This window comes from Sphingobacterium sp. xlx-96, from assembly GCF_011007365.1.
In the GTDB taxonomy this organism is placed as follows: Bacteria; Bacteroidota; Bacteroidia; order Sphingobacteriales; family Sphingobacteriaceae; genus Sphingobacterium; species Sphingobacterium luzhongxinii.
The window spans coordinates 499,960-511,826 of record NZ_WFKM01000003.1 but is presented as its reverse complement, the minus strand read 5'-3'; the positions used below and the strand labels follow the sequence as shown (position 1 = coordinate 511,826).

Below are 11,867 nucleotides of genomic sequence, written 5' to 3'. Positions count from 1 at the left end.
TGATGTTTCACGTGGAACAGGTTAAATGTATTCTGATAACTCAATCCAACGGTCTGATTTTTTATCAAGCTGTTGTTGTAGGTTTTCGATTTCTTTTGATATTTCCGATAGAACTTCGTGTTTTGTCGTATTGTTTAATAGCTCTGTTTTTTCCGATATGTTTTTCTCTAATAGCTCTATTTCTTTTTCTATACTATTATATTCGAGTTGTTCTTTATAACTCAGTTTTTTCTTTTCAGTGTTGTTAGAGGTTGAGGTAGGGGTTTCTTTTATTGTTTTTTCAATAAGCTTTTCTTCTTTTAGTTTTGATTCCTGCTCTATTTTGTAATCTGCATAGTTTCCGTTGTATATGGTTACATTACCTGCGCCATCGAAAATGAAAAGTTGTTCCGTTAATTTGTCTATTAAATACCTGTCATGTGATACAAGTATGAGTATACCTGAGTAGTTGGTAAGAAAGTCTTCGAGTACGTTTAAGGTGTCTATATCAAGATCGTTGGATGGTTCGTCCAGTATCAAGAAATTAGGATTAGCCATAAGTACACGCATGAGTTGAAGACGTTTCTTTTCTCCGCCACTTAATTTACTTACCAAGCCAAACTGCTTATCGGGAGGGAAGAGAAAGAGCGTTAGTAACTGAGAGGCCGTTAACGTATCTCCATTCGCCATTTTAATATATTCGGCTATGTTTTTTACAATATCAAGAACGCGATCTCCATCATTGAAGTTTAATCCACCTTGTTTATAGTAACCAAATTTTGTAGTCTCCCCGATATCGAGGACACCGCTGTCAGGAAGGATTGATCCTGTTAGCAAGTTTAGGAATGTACTTTTGCCCGTTCCATTCTTTCCTGCAAGTCCTATTCGATCTCCTTTTTTAAATACGTAAGAGAAGTTTTTAATTAGTGTGCTGTTGTGAAAAGATTTGGATACGTTAGTCAGTTCGAGTATTTTAGAACCCTGGCGAGATACCTTAACACTAAGTTCTACCTTATCATGAGCACGCGGCCCTTTGGATTTCTCTTCCAAAGCATAATATGCATCTATCCTTGATTTAGATTTAGTTCCTCGAGCTTGAGGCTGTCTGCGCATCCACTCTAGTTCCCTCTTTAATAGATTGCGCGCTTTTTCAGCTTGGATCACATCGTTGTATTCACGTTCTGCTTTCTTTTCTAGAAAGTAGGCGTAGTTTCCTTTGTAAAGATGTACTTTGGCCTTGTCTAGTTCGCGTATTTCTGTACAAATATTGTCTAAGAAGTATCTATCGTGTGATACTGTCAATACTGTTTTTTGACCCGTTGTTAATAATTTTTCCAACCATTCGATAGTCTCTATGTCCAAATGGTTGGTAGGTTCATCTAGAATGTATACATCGGGTTCATCAATTAATAACTTAGCTAGAGAAAGTCTTTTTTTCTGTCCACCAGATAGACTATCAATATTTTGATCAAAATTTGATATCTGTAGCCTATTTAAAATTGTTTTAATATTGTATTCGTATTCCCAGGCATTAAGGGCAGTTAACTGGTCTGTTATTAAGGCCAGCTTCTTCTCGTCTACCGTAGGGGAGTCAATAAGGTCTTCATATTCTTTAATCAATTGTTGTTGTTCATTATCAGCGCTGTATATAAAGTCATTTATCGTATTTAAACCTGTGAAATTAGGTTCCTGGGGAAGGTAACCTATACGTATACCTTTTTCCTTAACTATCTTGCCTTCTTCCGGAGGGAATACTTCAGCCAGTAATTTCAATAACGTGGATTTTCCTGTTCCATTTATTCCAACTAATGCTACACGATCACCTTTTTGAAGTGCGAAATGCAACTCTTTAAAAAGCCATCTGTCGTTAAAAGAATGGCCAACTTGTTCTGTGCTAAGTATACTCACGTTTTTTATATTATATCGTTGTCTCTCTTGTCTTGAAGACTTATTCTTTTATTCTCAGCTCTTTTATATCTTAATTTAAGAGATGAGAGTACCGTTGTTTTTATAATCGCTATTTTTATTGAATAACAATAAAAATAGCCGTATAGATAATTGTATTTTTACTGTCTTAATACGAATCTGTAGAGACACAATTATCCAATTACAAAAATAAGCAAATTATTGTTTTTTACTCAGAAAAAGAGTATAGATGGGGACTTATTAACGTATGCTGTTAATTTAAACGGAATGGAGCAATAAGATTGAAGCGGGGAATATCGACTTTGAATTGCTGTCCATCAATCTCACGCACCATAATATAATGTCCTTCCATATAGCCAAGTTCACTTTTTAGATTACAGCCCGACACGTATTGATGAGATGTTCCAGGAAGTAAAATAGGCTGTTCACCAACGACTCCTTCTCCGTGTACTTGCTTGTGCTCTCCTATTGAATCAAATATTTCCCAATGTCTGCTTACTAGCTGTGCGGTGTAATCCGAACTGTTTTCTATAGTTATACGATAAGCAAACATAAAATGCATATTGTCAGGATTGGAATATTCCGATTGATAGATGCATTCTACAGATACGTTAATTCCTGCAGTTGACTGTGTAATCATATTTTCAAAATTAGGAACTATGTTTTAAAAATCATAATTCTATTAGGAGTTGATAATAAATAGTTTAAACTTATTAGATTGTTTTGACGATTGTACTTTAGGGTATAATTTTTGAGTATGTTATTGATCTATATACGTAATGATTGAAAATATGAACCGAACAAAAATTATTTTAACAGCTTTGTTGGGAATAGGCATTTTGTACTCATGTGGCAATAGTGATAAACAACGGGAAGCGGTTGATGACAAAGGAGCATTGGAACAGGTTTCAGAATCTGCGGGAGCTTTAAAGAACCTTAATAAACTCGAAGATTACAGTAAAGAACTCGAATCGCAGATGAATACCTTGAAAGCGGAAACACCTGTTTCTAACGATGTGCTAAAGAGTGTACTACCGGAGACATTTCATGGATTAAAGCGAACTTCGTTAAAGGTGGGGGAAATGAGTGTATTGAATTTTGCTAGTGCCAAAGCGGAATATAAAAATGAAGATGGGTCTAAACGGATTAACGTTGATATTATGGATGGAGCAGGTGAGGGGGCATCGAGTATTGTATCTTTGGTATTCATGGGATTACATGCGGATAAAGAGGAAATAACCGAAACTGGTTTTGAAAAGACAATGGATATCGATGGTATGCGTGTAGCTGTAAAGGAAGACACATATGAGGGGATAAAAGATTCTGAAATAAAGTGGGTTTATAACAAGCGGTTTGTCGTGGAATTGGAAGGTGATGGTTATTCACTGGATGAGCTTATTGCTATTTTCAAAAAAATGGATCTTTCCACACTTAAATAATAGAAAAAGGGGAACTATTTGAGGTTCCCCTTTTTCTATTACTGTTTAGCCTTCCTGTTTTTTCTAAATCGACGCCAGGTAAATATTCCGCCTGTTATTAGAAGGAGGATAGGCCATATGCCTACCAAACCGAAAATTATATGCTCAATTAATTCCCACCCGAAATCCAAGGCTTCTTTTACTTTCATCCAAAAACCACTATCGCTGTGTGGCATAAGAGTGTCAGAGTTATATATGTTTACTTGGATAGTACTATAACTTATCTGATCTTTTACTGCACGTAACGTACTTTCTGTACTTTCAATTTCTTCTTGTAGCTGTCGTATCTGCTCTTCTATTTCAAGAAGATCTTTCACACTTTTTGCGGTCGCCACCATCTTTTGATACCGTTCCAGATATGTCCTTTTGCTTTTTAAGCGAGATTCTAGATCATAGTATTGCAGTGATACGTCTTGTGCCTGGATTGATTTTTCAGTTATTTTGTCTTTCCCTTTTTCGATTTCTTCTAGGAAATTATCAAATTGAAGAGAAGGAATTCGTATTGTCAAGTTATAGTTGGTGTAGGTAGACCCAGAAGACGTGGTTTCTTGCTCATAATAGCCTCCAGCCTTCTTTACTAGGACATCAAAGTTAGTTTTGCTTTTCTTTAAGTCTTTAGATTCTACCGAGATATTTCCTGTACGGATAATTTTCTTTTCTAATGCTGTTTTTTCGGGTTCAGTTTTGTTTGATTGAAGATCGCTCTCGCTTTGCAGAGCTGCTGACGCGTCGTTGGCCATTTCCGCTGTCTTGGCGTCAAGGGGAGCTGAGATTTCTTTGTTACCTTGTCCACAACTCCAAAAAAGAGTGAGACCTAAGAGCAAGCTGCTAAATAATGTTATATTCATTTTTCAAAACATTTAGAATTTTTTTATAAAAGTAAAACCCTTTTTAATTACTGCTTACAAACAGCAAGTCCTATCTTGTTTTTTGAAGATGTAATAACAAGTATTATTCCATAAAAAAAGCGCTTATTAAAGCGCTTTTTTTATTTTGTTGCCTCTCTTACTTTTGGAGCAATCTTGGTTCCGAATATTTCGATTGCCTTCATCATATCTTTATGATCAGGACTTCCTAGATCCATATGGGCAGAAAAGCGTGTGAGACCAAAAGTTTCCCAAACGGCTAATATTTTTTCGATAGATTCATTTGCATCTCCTACAATAAGATGGCCATGATTAGACCTACCAAAGTCATATTGAGTTCTTTGGTACGATGGCCAACCTCTAGTAGCTCCGATACGGTTCATTTGAGCAGCATATATCGGAAAATATTTTTCTGCCACATCTTTACTGCTATCTCCAAAGAAAGCATGCATATGTACGCCAACCTGAAATTTAGACATATCATGCCCATTATCTTCATACGCCTGTTTATACATTTCAAATAGAGGGTTGAATTGTTCCCATGCACCGCCGATAATAGCAAACATGACTGGCAGTCCTAATTTACCGGCTCGGATTACTGACGAAGTAGTGCCTCCAACGGCTATCCATATCGGGAGTCCATCCTTGGTTGCTCTAGGGTGTATTTCTTGATTGATTAATGATTTTCTGAATTTTCCAGTCCAGTTTATCGTATCATTTTTCTTAAGCTTTAACAATAACTCTAGTTTTTCTTCAAAAAGAGCGCTGTAGTCTTTCAAATCGTAACCAAATAACGGAAAAGACTCAATGAAAGATCCTCGACCTGCCATGATTTCAGCGCGGCCGCCCGAGATCAAGTCTACCGTAGCGAAGTCTTGATACAATTTTACGGGGTCTGCCGAGCTCAATACAGAGACTGCCGAACCGAGCTTTATCTTTTTTGTAACTGTTGCTGCTGCGGCTAGAATGATTTCCGGTGAAGCCACGGCATAATCTGAACGGTGATGTTCGCCCATTCCAAAGAAATCAAGCCCTACTTCGTCCATTAATTTTATCTCTTCTATGATTTCTTGAAGACGTTGTTGTGTAGACTGTATTTGTCCAGTTTGAGGATCGATCTGTAGATCACCAAACATTCCTATTCCTAATTCTAACATACTTTGTTGATGTATAACGTAAAACTAAAAGTCAAGATTATCAATCTAATCCAGATACCCCGACCATATTAATTATACAAAGATAGGGAGCGTGTGGATTGTAAAAATTAAGGTAGTTTAAGAAAACTAGCCATGTATATATTCTTTGGTACCATATGATTGTATCAGTTCCCCTTCAAAGTCTAACCATTCCTTCCAGCGCTTTTCGACATCGACATCTTTTGTATACTTGCGAGCGAAATTTAGAAATGTTGTATAATGATTGGCTTCAGAAACCATAAGGTCGTGATAAAATTTGGCTAACTCTTGGTCTGCAATGTTTTGAGAAAGTACACGAAAGCGTTCGCAGCTACGGGCTTCTATCATCGCCGCAAAAAGCAATCGATCGATAAAAGCTTGGTTTCTGGAGCCATCTTTTTTAGAAAACTTCATTAATTGGCCAACATAGTCGTCTTTTCGTTCTCTTCCTAATGTATAGCCACGGGCTTTAATAATCTCGATTACCATTTTGAAATGCTCCATTTCCTCAAGAGCGATGTCTGTTAATTCGTGAACGAGATCTTCAAATTCTGGGTTTTGGGTAATCAGCATGATAGCGTTGGAAGCGGCCTTTTGCTCGCACCAAGCATGGTCCGTCAAAATTTCCTCTAAATTGGATTCCGCCACATTGGCCCAGCGCGGATCCGTTAATAGTTTTAATCCTAACATTGTTATTCTAGATTTGTTTACTTACAAACTTAGATAATTTATACTAGATGACCTCTTACTTTCACTCTTATGCAGTATTAAATCCATGTGCTTTTAATACATCTTCCGGTACTCCCGTCCACACACCAGGTCTATTACCCTGATATCCTAAATCCGCTATTCCTTCTTTGGTCGTGTAAAAACCTGAAGCTGTAAGGTTTCGCATTCTCGAAAAAAAACTGACCCCTTGAGCGACGTCGGGTTTAGCTTTGGAAGGGTAAGCTATTTCATCAATAATAGCAATCTGTTGGTTGTCTTCGCAATGTATAAATACCTTTTTATACTTTTTCTGCGCACGGATATCCAGCCATTTGAGACCTCCTCGCATTGGAATTTTGTGTTCAGGAATATCTTTGACAATAAATTCAATAAATGCAGGAACGCCTACCTCCGAAGCGGAAGGGGATATTTCATCTTTAGGAATGATAATATCTACTAGGCATGTGATCGTAGCCATCTCATGCTCGTTGAAGAAAGTTTCTTCCTCAAGTCTTTTCGTTCTATCGTATTCAAAATCCTGTACACCGGGTAATTTATCGGTCTGATCTGTTGCTGTGTTCGCCGATTTTTCCTTAGAGTTGCAGGAGTTCTGGGTGAGAACGGCCGTTCCGGCAGCCAAAATTCCGAGGGCTTTTAATGAATCTCTTCTATTCATCTTTTCTTAGGTATTTAGTTTATTTCGTTCTTCCAATATATATTCTGCGGTACGCATAGACAGTGCTAATATTGTCCACGTCAGGTTTTTGTCGCCTTGTTGTACAAATGGTCCTGCGTCTACCACATAAAGGTTTTTACACTCGTGGGCTTGTCCCCATTTATTTAAGACGGATGTTTTGGGGTCGTTGCCCATACGTGTGGTACCACCTTCGTGAATGATTCTTCCAGGTGTTTCTAGTCCATAAAGTGTATCAGCACCAGGTATAGGAGACGTTATTACAGCTCCCATTTCATGCATGATAGACTGAAACGTTTCCATCATGTGTTTTGCTTGCTTGACTTCCTCGTTTGACCAGGTATAGTTAAATTTCAATACAGGAATACCGTATTTATCCACTTTGGTATTATCTATTTCGCAGTAGTTTTCTTTTCGGGCGATCGCTGTACCTCTTCCGGCCATACCGACACTAGATCCGTAAAAGCGTCTATAATCCTGTTTTAGAGCAGTTCCATATCCACCACTTTCCTGCGGCAATCCGTCTTTTCGTGGGACGAGATGATTCATATTTGGGATGCCATGCATACTGCCATAAGAAGGCATTCCCATTCCTCCCCAGTATTCGATATGATATCCCCGGGCAAAATCTAACTTTTTATCACCAAGCCACCAAGGAGAGTAAATATGTACGGAACCTACACCATCTTCATTATATCTTTTTCTATCCAGGAGCTGAGGGAGAAAGCCACCGAGACTGGCTCCGGTAGAGTCGTGAAGATATTTCCCGAGCAGCCCAGAACTATTACTGATTCCGGCTGGATGTGCGGCAGATTTCGAGTTTAACATTAGACGGGCACTTTCACAGGCTGATGCGCCGAGTACAATCGTTTTAGCTTTTACAGTATATTCCTGTAAATCTTTGGTGTTGACATAGGATACGCCTATTGCCACGCCTTCCTCATTGGTAAGTACTTCTCTGACCATGGCGTTGTCTATTACCTTAAGATTACCGGTTTTAATAGCAGGAATTACGAGACATGATGAGGAGGAAAAATCACCATATACCTTGCAGGATCTGCCACATTGTCCACAATAAAAGCAAGTTCCCCGGTCTTTGTTTCCAGGCAGTGCTTCCGTCAATACAGAACCTCTGCCAGGAATTACGGTGACTCCAGCTTTTTTTGCACCTTTGCTGATATACAGTTCATTTAACCGGGGTTTAGGTGGTTTTAGGAATATGCCATCCGGTTCATTGGGTAGATTCTCGACAGTGCCATATATACCAATAAGACGGTCGACCCGATCGTAAAAAGGTTTGACTTCTTCATAGGTTATGGGCCATTGCTCCGTCACACCATCTTTTGGTTTGAAATCATCAGGCCCCATGCGTAATGAAATCCGTCCCCAGTGATTTGTCCTCCCCCCGAGCATACGGGCTCTAAACCAATCGAATTCAGTGCCTTTTTCTGTGCTGTAAGGCTCTCCATCCAACTGCCAGCCACCGTATGCGGCATCAAAATCTCCAAAAGGCCGGGTTGTACCTGCTCCTCGCCGCGGAGACTCCCAGGGCCACCTTAGCTGTAGGGCATCTTTGGCAGGATCAAAAAATGGCCCGGCCTCAAGCATTAGGACCTTGAGGCCTGCATGGGCTAGGATGTAGCCGGCCATTCCCCCTCCAGCACCGGATCCCACAACAATTGCATCATAGGTAGTAGTATCTTCAATGATCTGAAAAGATGTCATCTATTAATAGGTTTATTTAATTGTTCTATTTTTATATTTAAGTTTGCTTAAAGATAATTAAAAAACAAAAGCATAGATTATATAAATGCTAAAAATACTTTTTGTCGGTTTGGTTTGGCCAGAACCGACATCTTCGGCTGCCGGTTGGCGGATTTTGCATTTGATACGCTTGTTCTCAAGGCACTATGAAGTTCATTTTGCTTCCGCAGCAGGCAAGAGCGAATACTCTTTTGACTTGAAAAACATAGGAGTAAACGAACATGCCATTCAATTGAATGACTCGTCGTTTGATGATTTTATTCGACAGCTATCTCCGACTATAGTTATTTTTGATCGGTTTATGGTTGAAGAGCAGTATGGGTGGCGGGTTGCTGAGCATTGTCCTGATGCACTAAGGATATTAGATACGGAAGATCTTCATTTCGTTCGCCTAGCGAGACAGGAGGCCTTCAAAAAGGGTGCTCCCCTAAACTTTGATACAGATGTGGCTAAGCGAGAGATCGCAGCAATCTTACGATCAGATTTATCGCTGATTATTTCAAAGACAGAAATGGGGCTCTTGGTCGATAGCTTTGCCGTTTCTCCAGAAAGGTTGTTCTATTTACCCTTTCAGGAGGAAAAATTACAAGATATCCACCCGGGTATTTTACCTACTTTCGAACAGCGTAAAGATTTTGTTTTCATTGGTAATTTTGTACACGAACCCAATTGGAGAACCGTAGAGATATTAAAGCATAAAATCTGGCCAGAAATAAGAAAGAAAGAGCCTCATGCTGAGCTCCATATCTTTGGGGCCTATGCATCGGAGAAGGTTTTTCAACTTCATAAACCTAAAGAAGGCTTTTTTATTAAAGGGAGGGCAGAGGATGCCCGCCAGACCATAGCGAATTACAAAGTCTTATTGGCTCCGATTCCTTTTGGCGCGGGAACCAAGGGTAAGCTCGTTGATGCGATGTATGCGGGAACACCCTCTGTAAGCAGCAACATTGGAGTAGAATCTATGTATGACAATCAGGATTGGGCGGGTTTTGTAGAAGACGATGTATTGCCTTTTGTTCAAAAAAGCGTTGATTTATATAGGAATGCCGAGGTTTGGAAGGAAAAACAAGAGATCGGTTTTCAGCTATTTAATCATATATATGCAGATACTTCTTCTAGCGAAATATTACTTGGCTTAATCCAGGAAATATTGGAGGATATCGTCATGTTTAGGAAAAGCAACTTCATCGGTAAGATATTGATGCATCAATATCTTCAATCCACAAAGTACATGTCTTTGTGGATTGAAGCTAAAAATAAGAATCTGTCCTAAATGATTATTAATTGAAGGCCATCTTCAATTAAATGGCCTACCGCCGGCTTGGAAAGCTTTAGGCTGTTTAAGAACTGTTTTGATTTTTCAAAAAGGATGCTATCCCCCTCTTTATATGCTATTTCGCAGATTTCCATTGTAAGTAACCAATCATCGGGATAGGACGTATTTACCGTCTGCAATATAGAATTTAAGTCCGCTTTATGATCTAGAGCCCGGTGTTCACGAACACTTAAGTATAGTTTTTCTAAGTCTAATTTCTGCTTCGTTTTGGGTTGCTTTATAGTTTTTGTTTCCGAGACATGTGCGTGTAGATCAAAACTTCTGGCATCCGCAGGTCCTGAAAAACAGGATATCACTTTTTTTCCAATAGCCATATCATATGTACCCCAGTCTGGTTGGAAGAGTACTTCTTCGTGATGGCGCACGGTACAATTTTCAAGCGTTATCAGAATTATTTTTCCTTTGATGTTGCGACGTCCCGTCACGATACGTCCTTCTACTGTCACCCCGCCTTCAAATTCTAAACGAACGTCTTTTCCTTCTTCGATATCGTAGGCTTGCAGATCTTTAGGACTCATGTCTTCTATTGAGAGATTGATGCCCTTTAACTTGCCTATTGGCGAACCAAATCCATGACTATGATAGTCTATACCATGGTTTATCAGCTCTTTGTCATGATAAGCGAGCGCGGTTGGAGATCCCGTTTGAATATAGATAGGCCTTCCTTCATGTTCAATGACACGGCAGAAAATACCGGATATCTGGATTCCGGTAGACAGCTCCAAGGTACCCAGAGCCTGTGATTCTATCAATTTTTTTACACCATTGACCCCACCGGTTCTCAAAGCCATTGTATTGGCAAAGTCTTCCAAAACAAGACTTAAAAAGGCAAAATCCGGCGTTACATACAGTTGTGGTTGTGGTTTTGTGATATCAAATCCTTGATAAGCAGCAGTTATATCATATGGAATTTTCTTTACCTCATCGCGCATACACCAAGTCGATTCACCGATGGAAGAAAGTAGACCTGCACCATATATTTTCGGGTCATCTAGGGTTCCGATTAGGCCATATTCTACAGTCCACCAGTGTAGATTACGAATCAAAGCCATCTCCGATGGTTCAATTTTTTTATTCTGTAGGTCATTGACCAGGTTTTCAACCCGTTCTATTTCGGCTATCGGAGTTCCTTCGGCTTCTTTAAGTATCGACAGCTCGCGTATGGCTTCATAAATTTGGTAGTCATGCGCCGATGATATTGCTTTACTTCCGATTTCTCCAAAACGCCTTAAATACTCTGCGTATTCTTTATTCGCGATGATAGGTGCGTGACCAGCACCCTCATGGATGATATCCGGAGCAGGAGTGTATTCTATATTCTCCAGTTGACGGATATCGGATGCGATAACCAGGACGTGATAGGCCTGAAATTCCATGAACGCATTTGGAGGGATGAAGCCATCCACAGCTACAGCGGCCCATCCTATTTCTTTCAAAATACGGTTCATTCCGTACATATCAGGAATATTGTCAATTTCCAATCCTGTTTTGTTTAAGCCCTCTAGGTAAGAATTATGTGCCACTTTAGAAAGATAGTCTACATTTTTCCGCATGACATAACGCCATACAGCTTGGTTTATAGGTGTATAATCCTCGTAATTCTGGGGTTTAATAAACTGCCTTAAGTGTTGGGGTAGGCGGTCTAAAATAGGATTTGACTCATAATTTGTGTGCATAACTTGCTTAATTAATTATCAAACTTAATAAAATCTCGCATAAATTCTAAGAAATAGATGAATCATGAAATAATATTTTACAAACCTTTTTGTTCCTAATCGGTAAATTTTGCCACTTTAAAATCTTATCTTTATTGTTTGTAAATCGTAGTTTCTTTTGCTGAAATAGATAAAAATCAAACCGATCCGTCAACTGACGAATCATGAAATAAATGCGAAGCATTCATGAGTTCCATCGAGAAAACAATTAAATGCACGAATAATT

At 39.1% G+C, this 11,867-nt stretch carries 10 protein-coding genes; 2 read left to right on the top strand and 8 right to left on the bottom strand.

Going from position 1 to position 11,867, the window contains the following annotated elements; translation table 11 throughout:
• Positions 1–21: 21 nt before the first annotated feature.
• Together G7B20_RS07935 and apaG are read right to left on the bottom strand one after the other, a co-directional pair.
• Complete coding sequence (locus tag G7B20_RS07935) at positions 22–1,887, bottom strand: ABC-F family ATP-binding cassette domain-containing protein (RefSeq protein WP_164109985.1); 1,866 nt, start codon at positions 1,885–1,887, stop codon at positions 22–24.
• A gap of 271 nt (positions 1,888–2,158) precedes the next feature.
• Positions 2,159–2,545 carry a Co2+/Mg2+ efflux protein ApaG gene (gene apaG, locus G7B20_RS07930; protein WP_164109983.1) on the bottom strand — a complete coding sequence of 129 codons (387 nt, stop codon included), beginning with the start codon at positions 2,543–2,545 and terminating at the stop codon, positions 2,159–2,161.
• Between the two features lie 151 nt (positions 2,546–2,696).
• Here apaG and G7B20_RS07925 point away from each other — a divergent pair, with 151 nt between their 5' ends.
• On the top strand, positions 2,697–3,344 hold the full coding sequence (locus G7B20_RS07925) for a hypothetical protein (protein ID WP_164109981.1): 648 nt from the start codon (positions 2,697–2,699) through the stop codon (positions 3,342–3,344).
• 38 nt (positions 3,345–3,382) lie between these two features.
• On the opposite strand, the gene G7B20_RS07920 is transcribed toward G7B20_RS07925, so the two are convergent.
• The 5 genes from G7B20_RS07920 to G7B20_RS07900 form a co-directional block, all read right to left on the bottom strand.
• On the bottom strand, positions 3,383–4,231 hold the full coding sequence (locus G7B20_RS07920; RefSeq protein ID WP_164109979.1) for a DUF4349 domain-containing protein: 849 nt from the start codon (positions 4,229–4,231) through the stop codon (positions 3,383–3,385).
• Between the two features lie 140 nt (positions 4,232–4,371).
• Positions 4,372–5,406: an Atu2307/SP_0267 family LLM class monooxygenase gene (locus G7B20_RS07915; protein ID WP_164109977.1), complete on the bottom strand. Its 1,035-nt coding sequence runs from the start codon at positions 5,404–5,406 to the stop codon at positions 4,372–4,374.
• 126 nt (positions 5,407–5,532) lie between these two features.
• Entirely contained in the window at positions 5,533–6,114 is a 582-nt protein-coding gene (locus G7B20_RS07910; RefSeq protein ID WP_164109975.1) for a tRNA-(ms[2]io[6]A)-hydroxylase, read from the bottom strand.
• A 67-nt stretch (positions 6,115–6,181) separates the two neighbouring features.
• Positions 6,182–6,808 (bottom strand): gluconate 2-dehydrogenase subunit 3 family protein, encoded by a 627-nt coding sequence (locus G7B20_RS07905; RefSeq protein ID WP_164109972.1) that lies wholly within the window; start codon positions 6,806–6,808, stop codon positions 6,182–6,184.
• 6 nt (positions 6,809–6,814) lie between these two features.
• Positions 6,815–8,551 (bottom strand): GMC oxidoreductase, encoded by a 1,737-nt coding sequence (locus tag G7B20_RS07900; RefSeq protein WP_164109970.1) that lies wholly within the window; start codon positions 8,549–8,551, stop codon positions 6,815–6,817.
• A gap of 85 nt (positions 8,552–8,636) precedes the next feature.
• Here G7B20_RS07900 and G7B20_RS07895 point away from each other — a divergent pair, with 85 nt between their 5' ends.
• Positions 8,637–9,863 (top strand): glycosyltransferase, encoded by a 1,227-nt coding sequence (locus G7B20_RS07895; RefSeq protein ID WP_164109968.1) that lies wholly within the window; start codon positions 8,637–8,639, stop codon positions 9,861–9,863.
• Here the strand turns inward: G7B20_RS07895 and G7B20_RS07890 are convergent.
• On the bottom strand, positions 9,860–11,602 hold the full coding sequence (locus G7B20_RS07890; RefSeq protein ID WP_164109966.1) for an aromatic amino acid hydroxylase: 1,743 nt from the start codon (positions 11,600–11,602) through the stop codon (positions 9,860–9,862). The genes G7B20_RS07895 and G7B20_RS07890 overlap by 4 nt on opposite strands.
• Positions 11,603–11,867: the final 265 nt, after the last annotated feature.